Origin of the sequence: Streptococcus sp. Marseille-Q4154, from assembly GCF_916700545.1 — a bacterium.
Taxonomy (GTDB): domain Bacteria; phylum Bacillota; class Bacilli; order Lactobacillales; family Streptococcaceae; genus Streptococcus; species Streptococcus infantis_I.
In genome coordinates, this window is the sequence record NZ_CAKAKN010000003.1 from 26,279 (window position 1) to 45,935 (window position 19,657).

At 37.2% G+C, this 19,657-nt stretch carries 20 protein-coding genes; 16 read left to right on the top strand and 4 right to left on the bottom strand.

Features of this window, described 5'->3' with window-relative positions:
* The first annotated feature begins 46 nt into the window (after positions 1 to 46).
* Entirely contained in the window at positions 47 to 1,525 is a 1,479-nt protein-coding gene (gene guaB, locus LG369_RS07665) for an IMP dehydrogenase (RefSeq protein ID WP_004250957.1), read from the top strand.
* 54 nt (positions 1,526 to 1,579) lie between these two features.
* Here guaB and recF read toward each other — a convergent pair whose 3' ends face one another.
* Both recF and yaaA read right to left on the bottom strand, forming a co-directional pair.
* Entirely contained in the window at positions 1,580 to 2,671 is a 1,092-nt protein-coding gene (recF, locus tag LG369_RS07670; RefSeq protein WP_004250959.1) for a DNA replication/repair protein RecF, read from the bottom strand.
* 2 nt (positions 2,672 to 2,673) lie between these two features.
* Complete coding sequence (yaaA, locus tag LG369_RS07675; RefSeq protein ID WP_004250960.1) at positions 2,674 to 3,042, bottom strand: S4 domain-containing protein YaaA; 369 nt, start codon at positions 3,040 to 3,042, stop codon at positions 2,674 to 2,676.
* Positions 3,043 to 3,201: 159 nt separating this feature from the next.
* Here yaaA and yfmF point away from each other — a divergent pair, with 159 nt between their 5' ends.
* The 13 genes from yfmF to tsf all read left to right on the top strand — a co-directional run bounded on the left by yfmF (position 3,202) and on the right by tsf (position 15,826).
* Positions 3,202 to 4,452: an EF-P 5-aminopentanol modification-associated protein YfmF gene (yfmF, locus tag LG369_RS07680; protein WP_225750760.1), complete on the top strand. Its 1,251-nt coding sequence runs from the start codon at positions 3,202 to 3,204 to the stop codon at positions 4,450 to 4,452.
* Positions 4,449 to 5,729, top strand: a complete 1,281-nt coding sequence (gene yfmH / locus LG369_RS07685; protein ID WP_004250964.1) for an EF-P 5-aminopentanol modification-associated protein YfmH — start codon at positions 4,449 to 4,451, stop codon at positions 5,727 to 5,729. The genes yfmF and yfmH overlap by 4 nt, the downstream gene beginning before the upstream one ends.
* A gap of 42 nt (positions 5,730 to 5,771) precedes the next feature.
* A complete protein-coding gene (gene rodZ / locus LG369_RS07690; protein ID WP_006155809.1) occupies positions 5,772 to 6,599 on the top strand; it encodes a cytoskeleton protein RodZ in 828 nt (275 codons plus the stop codon).
* 11 nt (positions 6,600 to 6,610) lie between these two features.
* Positions 6,611 to 7,150: a CDP-diacylglycerol--glycerol-3-phosphate 3-phosphatidyltransferase gene (pgsA, locus tag LG369_RS07695; RefSeq protein ID WP_004250966.1), complete on the top strand. Its 540-nt coding sequence runs from the start codon at positions 6,611 to 6,613 to the stop codon at positions 7,148 to 7,150.
* Positions 7,151 to 7,152: 2 nt separating this feature from the next.
* Complete coding sequence (locus tag LG369_RS07700) at positions 7,153 to 7,980, top strand: energy-coupling factor ABC transporter ATP-binding protein (RefSeq protein WP_004250968.1); 828 nt, start codon at positions 7,153 to 7,155, stop codon at positions 7,978 to 7,980.
* Positions 7,965 to 8,804 carry an energy-coupling factor transporter ATPase gene (locus LG369_RS07705; protein ID WP_070677804.1) on the top strand — a complete coding sequence of 280 codons (840 nt, stop codon included), beginning with the start codon at positions 7,965 to 7,967 and terminating at the stop codon, positions 8,802 to 8,804. Before LG369_RS07700 ends, LG369_RS07705 begins: the two co-directional genes overlap by 16 nt.
* Positions 8,797 to 9,591: an energy-coupling factor transporter transmembrane component T family protein gene (locus tag LG369_RS07710; RefSeq protein WP_070677806.1), complete on the top strand. Its 795-nt coding sequence runs from the start codon at positions 8,797 to 8,799 to the stop codon at positions 9,589 to 9,591. The genes LG369_RS07705 and LG369_RS07710 overlap by 8 nt, the downstream gene beginning before the upstream one ends.
* A gap of 31 nt (positions 9,592 to 9,622) precedes the next feature.
* A complete protein-coding gene (mreC, locus tag LG369_RS07715) occupies positions 9,623 to 10,444 on the top strand; it encodes a rod shape-determining protein MreC (protein WP_070677808.1) in 822 nt (273 codons plus the stop codon).
* Entirely contained in the window at positions 10,441 to 10,935 is a 495-nt protein-coding gene (mreD, locus tag LG369_RS07720; RefSeq protein ID WP_070677810.1) for a rod shape-determining protein MreD, read from the top strand. The genes mreC and mreD overlap by 4 nt, the downstream gene beginning before the upstream one ends.
* 92 nt (positions 10,936 to 11,027) lie before the next feature.
* A complete protein-coding gene (gene pcsB / locus LG369_RS07725; protein WP_225750761.1) occupies positions 11,028 to 12,236 on the top strand; it encodes a peptidoglycan hydrolase PcsB in 1,209 nt (402 codons plus the stop codon).
* 206 nt (positions 12,237 to 12,442) lie between these two features.
* Positions 12,443 to 13,654: an aminoacyltransferase gene (locus tag LG369_RS07730; RefSeq protein WP_070677871.1), complete on the top strand. Its 1,212-nt coding sequence runs from the start codon at positions 12,443 to 12,445 to the stop codon at positions 13,652 to 13,654.
* A gap of 270 nt (positions 13,655 to 13,924) precedes the next feature.
* On the top strand, positions 13,925 to 14,707 hold the full coding sequence (gene rpsB, locus LG369_RS07735; RefSeq protein ID WP_004250981.1) for a 30S ribosomal protein S2: 783 nt from the start codon (positions 13,925 to 13,927) through the stop codon (positions 14,705 to 14,707).
* Between the two features lie 78 nt (positions 14,708 to 14,785).
* Entirely contained in the window at positions 14,786 to 15,826 is a 1,041-nt protein-coding gene (tsf, locus tag LG369_RS07740) for a translation elongation factor Ts (protein WP_049494452.1), read from the top strand.
* A gap of 99 nt (positions 15,827 to 15,925) precedes the next feature.
* Here tsf and cysK read toward each other — a convergent pair whose 3' ends face one another.
* Both cysK and LG369_RS07750 read right to left on the bottom strand, forming a co-directional pair.
* Positions 15,926 to 16,852 carry a cysteine synthase A gene (gene cysK, locus LG369_RS07745; protein ID WP_049494451.1) on the bottom strand — a complete coding sequence of 309 codons (927 nt, stop codon included), beginning with the start codon at positions 16,850 to 16,852 and terminating at the stop codon, positions 15,926 to 15,928.
* Positions 16,853 to 17,007: 155 nt separating this feature from the next.
* On the bottom strand, positions 17,008 to 17,643 hold the full coding sequence (locus tag LG369_RS07750; protein WP_049494450.1) for a YigZ family protein: 636 nt from the start codon (positions 17,641 to 17,643) through the stop codon (positions 17,008 to 17,010).
* 55 nt (positions 17,644 to 17,698) lie between these two features.
* On the opposite strand from LG369_RS07750, the gene LG369_RS07755 reads away from it, so the two are divergent.
* Together LG369_RS07755 and LG369_RS07760 are read left to right on the top strand one after the other, a co-directional pair.
* Positions 17,699 to 18,997: a DEAD/DEAH box helicase gene (locus LG369_RS07755; protein ID WP_049494449.1), complete on the top strand. Its 1,299-nt coding sequence runs from the start codon at positions 17,699 to 17,701 to the stop codon at positions 18,995 to 18,997.
* Complete coding sequence (locus LG369_RS07760; protein ID WP_049494448.1) at positions 18,994 to 19,656, top strand: ComF family protein; 663 nt, start codon at positions 18,994 to 18,996, stop codon at positions 19,654 to 19,656. Before LG369_RS07755 ends, LG369_RS07760 begins: the two co-directional genes overlap by 4 nt.
* Position 19,657: the final 1 nt, after the last annotated feature.

Here is a 19,657-nt window from a genome sequence, read left to right on the forward strand (position 1 = left end):
ATACAAAAAGCGTTAAGCTCAAAAATAAAGAAAAGAGGGAACTTCAATGTCTAATTGGGACACTAAATTTTTGAAAAAAGGTTTTACCTTTGATGATGTATTGCTTATTCCAGCAGAGAGTCATGTGTTGCCTAATGATGCGGATTTGACTACAAAATTGGCAGATAATCTGACTTTAAATATCCCAATTATTACAGCTGCAATGGACACTGTAACAGAAAGTCAAATGGCGATTGCTATTGCGCGTGCAGGTGGACTTGGAGTTATCCATAAAAATATGTCTATTGAGCAACAGGCAGATGAGGTTCGTAAGGTAAAACGTTCTGAAAATGGTGTTATCATTGATCCATTCTTCTTGACTCCAGAACATACAATTGCTGAAGCGGATGAACTTATGGGTCGTTACCGTATTAGTGGTATTCCAGTAGTTGAAACACTTGAAAATCGTAAGTTAGTTGGTATTTTGACCAACCGAGATCTGCGTTTCATTTCTGATTACAACCAACCAATTTCAAAACACATGACTAGTGAAAACCTAGTTACTGCTCCGGTTGGTACAGATTTAAAAACTGCTGAGAGTATTCTTCAAGAACACCGTATTGAAAAACTACCTCTAGTTGACGAAGAGGGTCGTCTTTCTGGTTTAATCACCATTAAAGATATCGAGAAAGTGATTGAGTTCCCAAATGCGGCAAAAGATGAATTCGGTCGTCTTCTAGTTGCTGGTGCGGTAGGAGTTACTTCTGATACATTTGAACGTGCGGAAGCACTTTTCGAAGCAGGTGCAGATGCTATTGTTATCGATACAGCCCATGGTCACTCAGCGGGTGTACTTCGTAAAATAGCTGAAATCCGTGCGCATTTCCCAGACCGTACTTTGATTGCTGGGAACATCGCTACTGCTGAAGGTGCGCGTGCTCTTTATGATGCAGGTGTTGACGTTGTTAAAGTCGGTATTGGCCCAGGGTCAATCTGTACAACTCGCGTTATTGCTGGTGTAGGAGTTCCCCAGGTAACAGCAATTTACGATGCAGCAGCAGTTGCTCGTGAATATGGTAAAACAATTATCGCTGATGGTGGAATCAAATATTCTGGAGATATTGTAAAAGCCCTTGCTGCTGGAGGAAACGCAGTGATGCTCGGATCAATGTTTGCAGGAACAGATGAAGCTCCAGGTGAAACTGAGATCTTTCAAGGACGTAAGTTCAAGACATACCGAGGTATGGGTTCAATCGCTGCTATGAGGAAGGGTTCAAGCGACCGTTACTTCCAAGGTTCTGTCAATGAAGCAAACAAACTGGTTCCAGAAGGAATCGAAGGTCGTGTTGCTTATAAAGGTGCAGCAGCTGATATTGTTTTCCAAATGATTGGTGGTATTCGTTCTGGTATGGGTTACTGTGGTGCTGCTAACTTAAAAGAATTACATGACAATGCTCAGTTTATCGAAATGTCAGGTGCGGGTCTAAAAGAAAGCCATCCACACGATGTGCAAATCACTAATGAAGCACCAAACTATTCAATGTAATAAAAAAATCTCCTGTTAAACGGGAGATTTTTTTGTTTTACAAAGATGTAAAGTTTAATTTACAGTTAATTGACCATTATCTACTGTAAAGACGCTCAAGTTATCAGGTAAGTTTTGAAGATGGTCTAAACTAGTAGTTGTAATAAAAGTTTGAATGTTATGAGAAATAGTTTCCAATAATTTAAGTTGACGAGTATTGTCAAGTTCACTCATGACATCGTCAAGTAAAAGAATGGGAGATTCTTTGGTAATGCTCTCCATCAATTCGATTTCAGCAAGTTTTATAGAAAGCACCAAGCTACGATGTTGCCCTTGACTTCCGAAACTTGCTTCCATTCCATTAATCATGAAAATCATATCGTCCCGATGAGGACCAACTCCAGTATTCTTCTTAAATAAATCTCTGGATCTACTTTTTTGAAGTGCTATATAGAAAGATTCAGCCAAATGTTTCTTGTCAACAAAGTTTACAGAAGGTTGATAACGGATTGACAGATTTTCTAACTGATCTGAGATGTCAAAATGTTTTTTCTTGCCAAAGAGTTCCATTTTCTGGATAAAGTCAGCTCGATGATTCATTACACGACAGCCATACTCTATCAGTTGGTCATCAAGAACAGATAGGAAAGTCTCGTCTATGTTTTGTGTAGATTTGAGATAGGTATTTCTCTGTTTAAGGATGTGGTTATAACTTGACAGGTCTGACAAGTAAATCGGTTTAATTTGCCCTAATTCTATGTCAATGAATTTACGACGAATGGCCGGAGCGCCTTTGACAAGTTGTAAATCTTCTGGAGCGAATAAGACAACATTCATATGACCAATATAGTCTGATAGGCGAGCTTGTTTTAAGTAATTCACTTTAGTAATTCGCCCTTTTTGTGTTAGGTCAATTTCAAGTGGAATGCTTGCTGTTTTCTTTTGTAAGATTCCAGAAACTTGCAGTTGTTCTTCTTCAAATTGAATTAAATTTTTATCAGTCTTTGTTCGATGACTTCTCGTTAAGGCTAAAAAGTAAATACTTTCGAGAAGATTTGTTTTTCCTTGAGCGTTTCGGCCAACAAATACATTTAATTTTGGATTAAAATTTACTTCAACATCTCGATAGTTACGAAATTGTTTAATGGATAGATTTTTAAGCCACATATTTATCTACCTGGGAAACGTGGTGCAGGTTTTGCTTTTGTTGACTGGTTCTTTTTTGCTGGCTTTTTTTGTACCTTTTTATTCATTTCCTTGACAAGCTTAGCTACACGTTCTTTCTCAAGTTTTTCTATACGAAACTCCTCTATTTCTTCTGATGTTGGTTTAACTAGAATAATTTGAGTTTTTAAATCAGGGATTTCAATAGAATCCCCGATTCTAATTTTCTTGCCTCGACGATTTTCTAATTTTCCATTAAAATATACAAGATGGTCCGCTAAAAAAGATTTAATAGCGCCACCACTTTGTATAACACCAAGGTCTTTCAAAAGAGCTTGGAGAGTAATAAATTCTTCAAATAATTTGTATTCCATAGTTCACCTCAATCTTTGGTATTATACCATATTTTGCACAAAATAGTTGAGAAGAAACTACTGATATGAAAACGATTTTAATTTCAAAAGAGTCAAAGAGAACAGGAAAAATTTTCGTTTTCATGGTATAATAGAACTCTATGTAAAAGGAGGTAAAAGATGGAGTTATTCCCTGGAATTGCAGTGCATTTTATCCAATCTAAAAAGTTTAAGACAAATAAAATAACCATGCGTTTCACAGCTCCATTATCTCTGGATTTAATTTCTGGTCGCATGCTAAGTGCCAGTATGCTTGAAACTGCTAATAAAGGCTATCCAACTGCTCAGGTTCTTAGAAAACATCTGGCAGCATTGTATGGAGCAGATTTATCAACTCATGCTTATAGAAGGGGGCAAAGTCACTTAGTAGACGTGAGTTTGACTTATGTTCGAGATGAATTTTTAAGTAAGAAAAACGTCTTAACTGCTCAGATTTTAGAATTATTGTATCAAGTCATATTTAATCCATTGTCAAATGAAGATGAATTTGAGAACAATGCCTTTGAAATTGAAAAAAAACAATTGTTGGCGAGATTAGAATCAGAATTAGAGGATCCTTTCTTCTTTGCCCATAAAGAATTGGATCAGTTGTTTTTCCAAGAAGAATCAATGCAGTTAGTTCCTAGAGATTTAATTGCCAGAATTTCTGAAGAGACTTCTAAATCTTGCTATTTAAGTTTTCAAAAAATGCTGAAAGAAGATAGGATTGATTTATTCTTTTTAGGTGATTTTAATGAAATTGAAGTTCTAGAAAGTCTGCAGAAATTTAACTTGACAGGTCGTAAAGAAACTGCAAACATTCAATATCAGCAAGGTACTTCAAATGTTATTAGAGAAGGAATTGCTAGGAAAAACCTGGGTCAGTCTATTCTAGAGATGGGTTATCATAGCACAATTGGTTATGGAGATGATCAAAAGATGGCCTTGCTTCTCGTGAATGGTTTGCTTGGAGCTTTCCCACACTCTAAATTGTTTACCCAAGTTAGGGAAAAGGAAGGGTTGGCCTACACTGTTTCTGGTCACTTAGATCTCTTTAGTGGATTTTTAAGATTGTTTGCTGGGATAAATCGTCAAAACCGAAACAAGGTAAGAAAATTGATGAATGATCAATTGTTAGCTATCAAAAATGGTAGATTTACAGATGCTGAAGTTAATCAAACTAAGGAAATGATTCGTAGGACGATGTTGTTGAGTCAGGATAATCAAGATTCGATTATAGATAGAGAATACTTAAGCCTCTTTTTTGGTAAATCGGTTTTAGACATGGATACTTTGATAGAGAGACTAGAGCAAGTTGACAAGGATGAAATCTGTAGGGCGGCATCTAGTTTGAAATTGCAGGCTATCTATTTTATGGAAGGAGCAGAATGACTAGAGTTACTTTTCAAGAGAAATATTATCCTGCTGTAAAGGAAACTCTTTATCAAGCAAAATTAGAAAATGGATTGACAGTTTCTTTGCTTCCTAAAAATGATTTTAACGAAGTTTATGGTGTAGTAACTGTCTATGTTGGTTCAGTTGACACTGAGTTTACAGCTAGAGATAGAAAAAAGAAAACATATCCTAAGGGAATCGCTCATTTTTTAGAACATAAACTTTTTGAAAGAGAAAATTCTGAAGATATCATGGCTGCATTTACCAAATTAGGTGCAGATAGTAACGCCTTTACAAGCTTTACAAATACAAGTTATCTTTTTTCAACCTCTGAGAATGTCGCTGAGTGTTTGGACTTGCTTGACGAGCTTGTTACTAGCTTTAACATTACTGAAGAATCTGTTGAACGAGAAAAGGATATTATTCAACAAGAACGCGAAATGTATCAGGATGATCCTGATTCTTGCTTGTTCTTTAAAACACTGGCAAATCTATATCCGGAAACTCCACTAGCTTCAGATATTGTTGGGACTGAAGATTCGATAGAAGATATTAGTTTAGAGAATCTACGGGACAATTTTGATGAATTTTACACTCCTGTCAATAGCCAAATTTTCCTCGTTGGAAATTTTGATTTAGAGTTGATGCAGAATTATTTTTCGCAAAAGGATGTTGGAGGTTGTATAGTTCAAAATCCAAAAGAACCAATCGCTTTAAACCCTGTAAAGAAGGTTGAGAGCATTCGTATGGATGTTGCATCACCTAAATTAGCAATAGGAGTCCGAACGAATTCTGATATGGGTCATCAGGATTGCTATCGATATAGCGTTCTATTAAGAGCGTTATTTACGATGATGTTTGGTTGGACCTCTAAAAGATTTCAGAGTTTGTATGAAACTGGGAAATTAGATTCTTCATTATCTTTAGAAGTTGAGATCAATCGACGTTTTAACTTTTTGATGCTGACAATGGACACTAAGGAGCCTGTGTCAATTTCGCATCAATTCCGAAAGGCGATTCAGAACTTTGTTACTGATGCAGATATTTCGGAAGAACATCTTGATTTAATCAAAAGTGAAATTTATGGAGAATTTATCCATAGTATGAACTCTTTAGAATTTATTGCGACCCAATATCAGTCACATTCTGACGAAACAACCCTGTTTGATTTACCAAAGATTATACAGGAAATGACCTTGGATGATGTTCTTGAGGTAGGACATCATTTTATCGATAATAGTGAAATAGTTGAATTTACAATTTTTCCACTATAGCTATCGAAATATAAAATAAACTAGAAAGAAGGCATGGTAAGTATGAGAAAAAAAACAATTGGTGAAGTGTTACGTTTAGCAAGAATCAACCAAGGTTTGAGTTTAGAGGAATTGCAGCGCAAGACAGACATTCAACTGAATCTGCTTGAGGCTTTAGAATCAGATGATTTCGACCAATTGCCAAGCCCTTTTTATACACGTTCTTTTTTGAGGAAGTATGCTTGGGCAGTTGAATTGGATGAAAATCTTGTTTTAGATGCTTATGATTCAGGGAGTATGATTACCTATGAGGAAGTTGATGTTGATGAGATAGAACTATCAGGTCGTAGACGTTCTAATCGCAAGAAACGTTCCTTGCTCCCTCTGTTTTACTTTATTCTCTTCTCCTTATCTATTATAATTTTTGTTTCTTATTATGTTTGGAATTACATTCAAACACAACCGACAGCAACAACTTCAGCCAACTATAATGTTGTGACTACGACAACAAGTGCAACAAGTAGTGAAACAACAACTAGCAATCAAACCACTAGCCCATCAAGTTCGAGCGACGCATCAACTGTGACGGTTTCTGGTCAGGGAGATGTTATATCGGTAGAATATAAAACTGCTAAAGATACTGCCGAACTTCAACTATCTGTGACGGATGCAACAAGCTGGATTAGTGTTTCAGATACTGAATTGGCTGGAGGAACAACTCTTGAGCCTAATAATAAGATGGCCAAAACAACAGTTTCTAAAGGCTCTCCAGTAACTATCACATTAGGCGTTGTCAAAGGCGTGAAAATCAAAATCGATAATCAGGAAATTGATACTTCGAAATTAACTGGTCAAACTGGCTGGATTACATTGAAATTAAGTTCAAATTAAGGAAGGATAACATGAAAAAAGAGAATATTCCTAACATACTTACGCTTGGTAGAATTTTATTTATTCCGATTTTTGTTCTCCTTCTATCATTTGGACAGTCTCCTGTGTTACATAAAATAGCAGCAATTATTTTTGCCATTGCCAGTATCACAGATTATCTGGATGGCTATTTAGCTAGAAAATGGCAAGTAGTTAGCAATTTTGGGAAATTTGCGGATCCGATGGCTGATAAGTTGTTGGTTATGTCGGCCTTTATCATGCTAGTAGGTCTAAATATGGCTCCTGCTTGGGTAGTAGCTGTAATCATTTGCCGAGAACTTGCAGTTACTGGGTTGCGACTACTCTTAGTTGAAACTGGTGGAACTGTTTTAGCTGCAGCAATGCCAGGAAAAATCAAAACATTTAGCCAGATGTTTGCGATTATCTTCTTGTTATTTCATTGGAATTTACTTGGTCAGATAACTCTTTATATCGCTTTGTTCTTTACAGTTTATTCTGGTTATGATTACTTCAAGGGAAGCGCGTATTTGTTTAAAGGAACCTTTCGCTAGATATGGAATCTATTATTGAAATTAAGAATCTGTCATTTCGATACCAGGCAGATCAAGAACACTATGATGTTCATAACATTTCGTTTCACGTGAAACGTGGAGAATGGTTGTCTATCGTTGGTCATAATGGTAGTGGAAAATCAACAACTGTTCGCTTGATTGACGGTTTGCTAGAAGCGGAATCTGGAGAAATTTGGATAGACGGTGATTGCCTAACTCCGGAAAACGTCTGGAAAAAAAGACGTAAGATTGGTATGGTATTTCAAAATCCTGATAACCAATTCGTGGGGGCAACCGTAGAAGATGACGTTGCTTTTGGACTAGAAAACCAAGGGATTCCACTTGAAGAGATGAAGAAGCGAGTTTCTGAAGCTCTGTCATTAGTTGGGATGGCTGAATTTTCTAAAAAGGAACCAGCTCGCTTGTCAGGTGGCCAAAAACAGAGAGTGGCTATCGCAGGCGTTGTCGCCTTGCGACCAGACATTTTAATTTTGGATGAGGCTACAAGCATGTTGGATCCAGAGGGGCGTCTAGAGTTGATTAAGATTGTCCAAAAGATTCGCCAAGATCACCAAATGACAGTGATCTCTATTACGCATGACTTAGATGAGGTGGCCATGAGTGACCGTATTTTGGTGATGAAAAAAGGAGAAATCGAATCAACTAGTACTCCTAGAGAACTATTTTCTAGGTCAGATTTAGATCAAATTGGTTTAGATCAACCCTTTGTCAACCAATTAAAAGAATCTCTACGTACTAGTGGCTTGAAATTACCAGAGCACTACCTGACCGAAGGGGAGCTCGAGGAGGCTTTATGGGAATTATTCTAGACAATGTGAGTTATACGTATCAGGAAGGAACACCCTTTGCCTCATCTGCCTTGTCCGACGTTAATTTGTCAATAGAGGATGGATCTTATACAGCAATTATTGGGCATACAGGAAGCGGGAAATCTACAATTCTTCAACTTTTGAATGGTTTGTTGGTTCCCACAAAGGGAAGTGTTCGTGTCTTTGATACATTAATTACATCAACATCCGTCAATAAGCAAATTCGTCAAATTCGCAAACAAGTGGGCTTAGTCTTTCAGTTTGCAGAAAATCAAATCTTTGAGGAGACTGTCTTAAAAGATGTGGCTTTTGGACCTCAAAATTTTGGAGTCTCTGTAGAAGAGGCAGAAGCTATTGCGCGTGAAAAACTAGCTTTAGTAGGAATTGATGAGTCACTCTTTGGACGTAGTCCCTTTGAGCTTTCAGGCGGACAAATGAGAAGGGTTGCGATTGCTGGTATTTTGGCGATGGAGCCTAGCATCTTGGTCTTAGATGAACCAACCGCTGGTTTAGATCCAATTGGTCGAAAAGAGTTAATGGCCTTGTTTAAAAAACTTCATCAGGATGGTATCACGATTGTTTTAGTGACCCATCTGATGGATGACGTGGCCGAATTTGCTGACCAAGTTTATGTGATGGAAAAAGGAAAGTTGGTCAAGAGTGGGAAGCCAAGTCTTGTTTTTCAAAATGTCGAATTCATGGAAAAAATCCAATTAGGTGTTCCAAAAATCACAAGATTTGCTCAAAGGCTAGCTGAACGAGGGGTTTCTTTTAAACAATTGCCGATAACGATAGAGGAGTTTAAGGAGTTCATCAATGGATAACATGATTTTAGGTCGTTACATACCAGGAAATTCGATTGTTCATCGTTTGGATCCTCGTAGTAAGTTAGTGGCAATGATTTTATTGATTATGATCGTTTTTTGGGCCAATAATCCAATAACAAATGTGATCCTTTTCGTTGTAACAGGTATATTTGTAGCCTTATCTGAGGTTCCCTTATCCTTTTTCATAAAAGGTTTGCGGTCTATGTTTTTTCTGATTGCTTTTACAACTCTTTTTCAACTTTTCTTTATCTCTGGTGGAGATGTCTTGTTCGAGATGGGGTTTATTAAAATCACGAGTCATGGCATTGAGCAGGCGGGAATTATTTTTTGCCGCTTTGTGTTGATTATCTTTTTCTCAACTTTGCTTACCTTGACAACCATGCCATTAAGCTTGGCTACAGCAGTTGAGTCCTTGCTTGGACCCTTGAAAAGATTTAAGGTTCCTGTTCATGAAATCGGGCTCATGTTGTCTATGAGTTTACGTTTTGTACCAACCTTAATGGATGATACGATTCGAATTATGAACGCTCAAAAGGCGCGTGGTGTTGATTTTGGAGAAGGAAATATAATCCAAAAAGTTAAGGCTATGATTCCTATTTTGATTCCATTATTCGCTACGAGTTTGAAACGAGCAGATTCTCTTGCTACAGCCATGGAGGCTAGAGGGTATCAAGGTGGGAACGGACGCAGTCAGTACCGGCAGTTGAATTGGATGAATAAAGATAGTGTGGCTTTGCTCCTTGTATGTGTGTTGGGTGGCATTCTATTTTTGTTGAAATCCTAAAGTGAAGTATAGAATACTATAAGGTAGAGGTATGAACCGTTTTAAAAAATCAAAATATATTATTGTTCTATTTGTCGTTATACTAGTAGTTTCTATTTTTTTAGTAACGACAAGATCCAGTACAGTTGTGACAAAAGCTGGAGATGGCATTTCTCTGATAGACAGAATTGTGCAAAAACCATTTCAATGGTTAGAATCTACAAAGTCAGATTTAGGAAATTTGACGAGAGCTTACAATGAGAATGAAACTCTCAAAAAAGAATTCTATCAAATGGAAAAGGAAAAGAATGAAGCAGATCGCTTAAAAGAAGAAAATGAACAACTGCGTCAATTACTAGATATGAAGTCAAAATCAAATGCGACTAAGCTAATTGCTGCGGATGTTATCATGAGAACTCCGGCGACTTGGAAACAAGAGTTAACAGTTAATGTTGGTTCGCAACAAGGTGTATCAACTAGTATGCTTGTTGTTTCTGGTGGAGGATTGGTTGGAAGCGTTGAAAACGTAGAAGACAACTCAACTGTGGTCAATTTATTAACAAATGCTGAAAATACAGAGAAAATTTCTGTTAAAATTCAGCATGGATCTAGTAGTATTTATGGTATTATCGTTGGCTATGATAAGGAAAAAGAACTACTGAAAATTAGTCAGCTAAATAATAGTGGAGATATTAGTAAAGGTGATAAAGTGGTAACTGGAGGTTTGGGGAACTTCAATGTCACAGACATTCCTGTAGGAGAAGTCGTATCTGTGACCCCTACCAATGATTATCTGACAAGAGAAGTTATGGTTAAAATGCATGCTGATCCAATGAATCTTAAAGTCGTAGAGTTAGTGGGGAATCCATCATGAGACTTTTTAAGCAAATAGGGATGTTTTTGCTCTTACCCGTAATCATTTTAATAGATAGCCACTTAGGACAATTTGTAAATAGCTTTTTTCCACATCTTCAAATTGTAAGCCACTTTATCTTCATCTTCTTATTATTCGAGACAATAGAAGTATCAGAATATCTGTTTTTGGCCTATTGCTTGGTTCTAGGACTTATATACGATATCTATTTCTTCCATCTGATAGGGATAGCCAGTCTTCTTTTTGTGATTATTGGAGCAATCGTATATAAAAGCAACTCGGTTATTTTGTCGAATAGATGGACTCGATTGCTAGCAGTTTTAATGATGACTTTTATATTTGAATTTGGTAGCTTTATCCTAGCACATGTGGTAGGATTGACTGCAGAAAATCTACCTGTTTTTATAGTTTATAGTCTGGGTCCTACTATGATATTGAATTTTATATGGATGTTAGTTTTCCAATATATTTTTGAAAAAATATATCTATAAGAAAGAAACAAAACTGTAATAAAGGCGTAATATTTATTAGGCCTTTTTTTGATATACTAGTATTGTCTTTTTAAAGAAGGAGTATTTACACTATGAAGAAAAAAATTCTAGCATCACTCTTATTAAGTACAGTATTGGTTTCACAAGGAACTGTGCTTTCAAGTGTCCAAGCCAATACAACAAATGAAAAAATTGCTGCTCAAGATAGCAAAATTAGTGAATTGACAACACAACAAAAGGAAGCTCAAAAACAAGTTGATGAGATTCAAACTAAAGTAACAGCTATTCAAACAGAACAAGAAAAGTTGCAAGCTGAGAATGAAAAACTTCAAGAAGAGTCTAAAAAACTTGAAGGTGAAATCACAGAGCTTTCAAAAAACATCGTAGCTCGTAATGAATCGCTTGAAAACCAAGCTCGAAGTGCACAAACTAACGGAACTGCTACAAGCTACATTAATACAATTATTAACTCTAACTCAATTACAGAAGCTATTTCTCGTGTAGCAGCTATGAGTGAAATTGTCTCAGCAAACAATAAAATGTTGCAACAACAAAAAGAAGATAAAAAAGCTATCTCTGAAAAACAAGTTGCAAACAATAATGCAATCAACACAGTTATTGCCAATCAACAAACACTTGCTGATGACGCTCAAGCCTTGACAACAAAACAGGCAGAATTGAAAGCCGCTGAGTTGAATCTTGCAGCAGAAAAAGCTACCGCAGAAAGTGAAAAAGCTACTTTGTTAGAGCAAAAAGCAGCAGCTGAAGCAGAAGCTAAGGCAGCAGCAGAAGCAGAAGCAGCATACAAAGCGAAACAAACAAGTCAACAACAATCACTTGCAGCTTCGGCTAACACAACCTTTGCTGCACAAGTACAAGCAACTTCAAGTTCTTCATCATCAGATGATGAATCAAGCTACACACCTGCAGCAACTACTGTAAGTCAACGACCAACTTATAGTTCAAATGCTTCAAGTTACCCTGTAGGTCAATGTACATGGGGTGCTAAGACTTTGGCTCCATGGGCTGGTGATTATTGGGGTAATGGTGGTCAGTGGGCTACTAGTGCAGCAGCAGCAGGTTTCCGTACAGGTTCTACACCACAAGTTGGAGCAATTGCTTCATGGGATGATGGAGGATACGGACACGTAGCAGTTGTTACAGCAGTTGAATCATCAACTCGTATTCAAGTTTCTGAATGTAACTATGATGGTAGTGGAACTCAACCAATCGGAAATTATCGTGGATGGTTTAATCCGACAGCATCAAGAGGTACTGTAAGATACATTTATCCAAACTAATATACTGATTATTACTAAAATTAGGGTGAGATTTTATTAATCTCACCCTTTGTATAGTGCTGAAAAATAAATTTCATTATATAATTACTTGAACTTATTCTCTATTTTTATAATTTTTTAGTTAAAGTAAAATGAAACTTAGGGATTTAGTACGAGTGTAGCATGTTGATAAAAAAATGGTTTCTAAGGGAGTCGGTGTTGGAGTTATGTTTACGTATAAAATAAATGTTGATGTCAAAGAGTGGGATTTGTTTTTAGAAAATCATCCTCAAGGAAATTTGTTGCAGAGTAGTGATTGGGCCAAGATTAAGGATACTTGGGGGAATGAGAGAGTTGGATTTTATAAAGAGAATCAATTGGTTGGAGTAGCGAATATCTTAATTCAGCCACTACCATTAGGACTTTCTATGTTCTATATTCCACGAGGTCCAGTAATTGACTATGAAGATAAAGAACTTCTGAAATTTGTGATTTTAACATTGAAAAAAATTGCTAAAAAAAGCAATGCAATAATGGTTAAATTTGATCCAAGTTTATTTATCAGTAGAGGTCTTATTGGGCAAGAAACTGTCCAAAATTCTAGGACTTTAGAAATTATTGAAGAACTGAAAAAAAATAAAGTTTATTGGACAGGCTTAACAAAGGATATGGCAGAAAATATACAACCACGTTTTCAAGCTAATATTCATAAAGAGAACTTCTCGTTGGATCAACTATCCAAGTCCACTAGACAGGCAATCCGAACTGCAAGGAATAAAGGATTGGAAGTGAAATTCGGTGGAATTGATTTATTAGATGAATTTTCATTTTTAATGAAGAAAACAGAGTCTCGTAAGAATATCAGTTTACGAGGCAAAGATTATTATCAAAAGTTACTGACTACTTATCCTAATCACTCTTTTATCACACTGAGCTACTTAGATTTACCTAATAGACTGAAAGAAGTTGAGCAGCAACTCGAAAAGAATCTTAAAATAGCGCAGAAATTTACTGATAAAACGAAAGAAGGCAAAATAAAAGAGAATCAGCAAGAGAGAAAACGATTAGAGGAAGAAATTTCTTTTCTTAAGAGCCATATTGATAGAGGGTACAGTGTCGTTCCATTGTCTGGAACTTTAACCATCGAATTTGGGAAAACTTCTGAAAACTTATATGCTGGAATGAATGAGGAATTTAGACATTATCAACCTGCTATTCCTACATGGTTTGAGACAGCTCAACATTCATTTGAACGTGGGGCAGAGACTCATAATATGGGTGGAATTGAAAACAACTTAGAAGGCGGGTTATTTAATTTTAAATCTAAGTTTAATCCCACTATTGAGGAGTTTGCTGGTGAGTTTAACTATCCAACTAGTTCATTATATTTCTTGTTTAATCTAGCTTATAAGATTCGTAAGAAACTTCGAAGTAGATAGCATAAACACCCCTACATTAAATTTTAAAAAATTAGCTATTAGAACATCTCAGCAGTATATGTTGAGATGTTTTAAATTTAGAGCTTTTAAATGGTAATTTAATAAGGAGAAAATAACAAAATCACTTGAAATAAAGCTCCAATTATGATAAAATGAAACTTGTCGTGTGAACGATAATACTCATTCTTGATGAATTGTGAAACTGTTGCCTTTTGGTTGTTTTGCAAGTTGAAATCAAGAAGAGGAAAAAACAAAAAAGGAGAAATACTCATGGCAGTAATTTCAATGAAACAACTTCTTGAGGCTGGTGTACACTTTGGTCACCAAACTCGTCGCTGGAACCCTAAGATGGCTAAGTACATCTTCACTGAGCGTAACGGAATCCACGTTATCGACTTGCAACAAACTGTAAAATACGCTGACCAAGCATACGACTTTATGCGTGATGCAGCAGCTAACGATGCAGTTGTATTGTTTGTTGGTACTAAGAAACAAGCTGCTGACGCTGTTAAAGAAGAAGCAGAACGTTCAGGTCAATACTACATCAACCACCGTTGGTTGGGTGGTACCCTTACTAACTGGGGAACAATCCAAAAACGTATCGCTCGTTTGAAAGAAATCAAACGCATGGAAGAAGAAGGAATCTTCGACGTTCTTCCTAAGAAAGAAGTTGCACTTCTTAACAAACAACGCGCTCGTCTTGAAAAATTCTTGGGTGGTATCGAAGACATGCCTCGCATCCCAGATGTAATGTACGTAGTTGACCCACATAAAGAGCAAATCGCTGTTAAAGAAGCTAAAAAATTGGGTATCCCAGTTGTAGCGATGGTTGACACAAACACTGATCCAGATGATATCGATGTAATCATCCCAGCTAACGATGACGCTATCCGCGCAGTTAAGTTGATCACAGCTAAATTGGCAGACGCTATCATCGAAGGTCGCCAAGGTGAAGATGCTGTAGCAGCAGTTGAAGCAGAATTTGCAGCTTCAGAAGCTCAAGCAGACTCAATCGAAGAAATCGTTGAAGTTGTAGAAGGCGACAACGCTTAATTCAAATAATTAATCATTACCTAGGAGGGCGGGGCTTAGCCCGGCTCTCCTATTTTTAAAAAATATAGGAGAATTAAAATGGCAGAAATTACAGCTAAACTTGTTAAAGAGTTGCGTGAAAAATCTGGTGCTGGTGTCATGGACGCTAAGAAAGCATTGGTCGAAGTTGAAGGTGATATCGAAAAAGCGATTGAATTGCTTCGCGAAAAAGGTATGGCTAAGGCAGCTAAAAAAGCTGACCGTGTTGCTGCAGAAGGTTTGACTGGTGTATTTGTTAACGGTAACGTCGCAGCAGTAGTTGAAGTAAATGCTGAAACTGACTTCGTTGCGAAAAATGCTCAATTCGTTGAATTGGTAAATGCAACAGCTAAAGTAATCGCTGAAGGTAAACCAGCTAACAACGAAGAAGCACTTGCATTGACAATGCCTTCAGGTGAAACACTTGAAGCTGCATATGTATCTGCAACAGCGACTATCGGAGAAAAAATCTCATTCCGTCGTTTTGCTTTACTTGAAAAAACAGATGCACAACACTTCGGTGCTTACCAACACAACGGCGGACGTATCGGTGTTATCTCTGTAATCGAAGGTGGAGACGAAGCACTTGCTAAACAAATCTCAATGCATATTGCTGCGATGAAACCAACAGTTCTTTCATACAAAGAATTGGATGAGCAATTTGTTAAAGATGAGTTGGCTCAATTGAACCACGTAATCGACCAAGATAACGAAAGCCGTGCAATGGTTAACAAACCAGCACTTCCACACTTGAAGTATGGATCAAAAGCACAATTGACTGATGAAGTTATCGCTCAAGCTGAAGCTGACATTAAAGCAGAGTTGGCTGCAGAAGGTAAACCAGAAAAAATCTGGGATAAAATCATTCCAGGTAAAATGGATCGCTTCATGCTTGACAACACTAAAGTTGACCAAGCATACACACTTCTTGCACAAGTATACATCATGGATGACAGCAAGACAGTTGAAGCATATCTTGAATCAGTTAACGCTTCAGTAGTTGAGTTCGCTCGCTTTGAAGTTGGTGAAGGTATCGAAAAAGCTGCAAATGACTTTGAAGCTGAAGTTGCAGCTACAATGGCGGCAGCTTTGAATAACTAATAATAAAAAGAGGAAGCAGATTTGCTTCCTTTTTCATATAGAAAAACTTTATAAAAAAAATAAAAAGCCCTTGTTAAAGGGCTTTGTGTATTTAGGAGACTAGACTTCGAACTCATAGAGCGCTGTAGATAGGTAACGTTCTCCGTTATCTGGTGCAAGCGCAAGGACTTTTTTACCTGCCCCAAGTTTTTTAGCAACTTCGATTGCTGCATAGATAGCTGCGGCAGAAGAAATACCTACCAAGAAGCCTTCTTTTCCACCAATTTCGCGACCAAGTGCAAGAGCATTGTCTGATGTCACGCGAACGATACCATCATAAGCTTCTGTATCAAGTGTTTCTGGGATGAATCCTGCAGAGATACCTTGAATTTTGTGAGGTCCTGGTTTTTCACCTGATAAGATTGCTGACTCGTCTGCCTCAACTGCAAAAACTTGAATGTCTGAATTAGCCGATTTAAGAGCGTGAGAGACACCAGAAATAGTTCCTCCAGTACCAACACCGGCAACAAAGGCATCTAAACCATCAGCTCCGAAATCAGCTAGAATTTCAGCTCCTGTTGTTCTTTCGTGAACTTCTGGGTTAGCTTGGTTATTAAACTGTAATGGTAGGAAACCATCACGTTCAGCAGCAATTTCTTGCGCTTTTGCAATCGCACCTTTCATTCCTTCACTACCTGGAGTGAGGACTAGTTCAGCACCATAAGCTTGGATGATCTTGCGGCGTTCAACACTCATTGTTTCAGGCATAACGATGACAACTTTATAACCTTTAGCAGCACCAACCCATGAAAGACCGATACCAGTGTTTCCGCTTGTTGCTTCTACAATAGTTGAGCCTAGTTTCAGTTTACCCTCTTGTTCTGCTTTTTCAATCATACTAAGAGCGATGCGGTCTTTAACGGATGAACCTGGGTTAAAAGCTTCTAGTTTTACGTAAACGTCTGCTGCACCTTCTGGTACAATGTTATTCAATTTAACAATCGGTGTTTTTCCGATAAGTTCTGTGATATTGTTATAAATAGCCATGTTAGCACCTCTTTATATAAGATGCTTCTAGTATAACGCTATCTTAAACTTTTGTAAAATATAGAAATCCTATCGAAGCGATAGGATTTTTTTATAACAATCAGAAAAATAGTCAGTGTAAATCTAAAAATTGAGGGAAGGTATTTAAAAGTACTTTACACAAGGTTTACAGGAACTTCAACTTCTCGTAACCCTTGATCTTTTAGGATAACTTTCCCGTTAAAAAATTCTATGAGGGCAGCTTTGGTATCCTCTTTATCTTCTTTATCGACAAAAATAATTGTGTCAACTTGATCTGTAAAGTTGGTTTCGAGTTCCATAAGATTATGTTCTTTAAGAAAATTCCCATACTCTTGATATTGAGCATAGCTCATTTGAATTTGAATCCCTGCTTGTTCTTTAATTTCAACAATTCCAATTTCTTTGACAGCTAAGGCAACACTACCTGCATAAGCGCGAATAAGACCTCCTGCTCCCAGTTTAATACCACCAAAATATCTGGTAACAACTACACAAACATTGGTCAAATTGTGATTTTCTAGAACTCCTAGCATAGGTATACCAGCAGTTCCACTTGGCTCCCCATCATCACTGGTTCGCTTGATTTCACTGCGCTCACCGATAATAAAAGCAGAGCAGTTGTGGGTAGCCTTATAGTGTTCTTTTTTGATAGCAGTGATAAAGGCACGAGCTTCTTCTTCACTATAGACACGTTTTGCATGACAAATAAATCGTGATTTTTTGATTTCTTCTTGGACTTGTCCGTCCTCTTTTATAGTTCTAAATTCCATATTTTTATTGTACTAAAAAATAGTCTAAAGTTCTAGATTTTACGAATAAAGAAGTATGAAAATAAATCCAAATTATCTTGGTCGACTTTTTACAGAACAAGAATTAAGCCCTGAAGAACGACAACTGGCGGAGAAGCTGCCAAGCATGAGAAAAGAGAAGGGGAAACTCTTCTGCCAACGATGTGATAGTATGATTCAAGATGAATGGTCTCTACCTATTAATGCTCATTACTGCCGAGAATGTTTGTTGATGAAGCGAGTTAGGAGTGATCAGGCCTTATATTATTTCCCTCAAGAAGATTTTCCTAAACAAGATGTTCTTAAATGGAAGGGACAATTGACTCCATTTCAAGAGAAAGTATCAGAAGGATTACTTCAGGCAGTAGAGAACCAGCAACCGACTTTAGTTCATGCAGTGACTGGCGCTGGGAAGACAGAGATGATTTATAAAGTTGTTGCGAAAGTTATTAATGATGGTGGCGCAGTTTGTCTAGCAAGTCCACGGATAGATGTTTGTTTGGAATTGTATAAGCGATTGCAGAATGACTTTGCTTGTGAAATAGCTTTACTGCATGGTGAGTCTGAACCATACTTTCGGACACCACTAGTTGTTGCAACAACTCATCAATTATTAAAGTTTTATCACGCTTTTGATTTACTAATAGTAGATGAAGTAGATGCATTCCCCTATGTTGACAACAAGATGCTTTACAAAGCTGTAAAGAATTGTGTAAAGGAAAATGGACTCAGAATTTTTCTCACTGCAACTTCTACAGATGAGTTGGATAAGAAGGTTCGCTTAGGGAAGCTAAAACGACTAAGCCTGCCAAGGCGGTTCCATGGAAATCCTTTAATTATTCCAAAACCCGTTTGGTTATCTGGTCTGGATAAATGTTTGGATAAGTTTCACCTACCACCAAAGCTAAAAAGATATGTTGAAAACCAGAGAAGAACTGGCTACCCCTTACTAATATTTGCATCAGAAATTACAAAGGGAGAGAAGTTGAAGGAAATCTTACAAGAGACATTTCCAAATGAGAAAATTGGTTTCGTATCCTCAGTTACTGTAGATAGATTAGAGCAAGTTCAAGCTTTTAGGGATAGGGAATTGACCATATTGATAAGCACAACAATATTGGAGCGCGGAGTTACCTTCCCTTGTGTGGATGTCTGTGTCGTAGAAGCAAACCATCGTCTTTTTACAAAATCAAGCCTCATTCAAATTGGAGGACGTGTAGGTCGTAGCATGGATAGACCTACAGGAGATCTAATTTTCTTTCATAATGGATTAAATCGTTCGATTAAGAATGCTATAAAGGAAATTAAACTGATGAACAAGGAGGCAGGCCTATGATTTGTTTACTATGTGCCCAACATTTGAAGAAAACTCTAACTTTTGGAGAGCTTCTTATTTTGAAAAAGGAGGAGGGCTCACTTTGTTTAGCTTGTTACTCAAGTTTTGAAATTATTGGGGAAGAACATTGCCCAAATTGTTATAAAAAAGGATTGTCAACTTTGTGTCAAGATTGTCAACTTTGGTGTAAAGAAGGGATTGAAGTAAGCCATGAAGCGATTTTTAGTTATAATCAAGCTATGAAAGACTTCTTTAATCGTTACAAATTTGATGGCGATTATATTCTCCGAAAAGTTTTTGCAATGATTTTAAATGAGAATTTAAAAAAATACAAGGACTATCATTTTATTTTAATACCGTTAAGCCCTGAGAGGTATGCAAAAAGAGGTTTTAATCAGGTTGCAGGCCTAATAGAGGCTGCAGGGCTTTCTCATCAGGATATATTAGGGAAAAGAGAAGAGAAAGCAAGTTCTTCTAAAAATCGTTCGGAGCGTTTGGCCACGGAACTTCCGTTTTTTATTAAAGAAGGCATTAGGATTCCAAAGAAGATTTTATTGATTGATGATATTTATACGACTGGAGCTACTGTTAACCGTGTTAAAATACTGCTCGAGAAGGCAGGAGCAGAAGAGGTTAGAACATTTTCCCTCGTAAGATGAG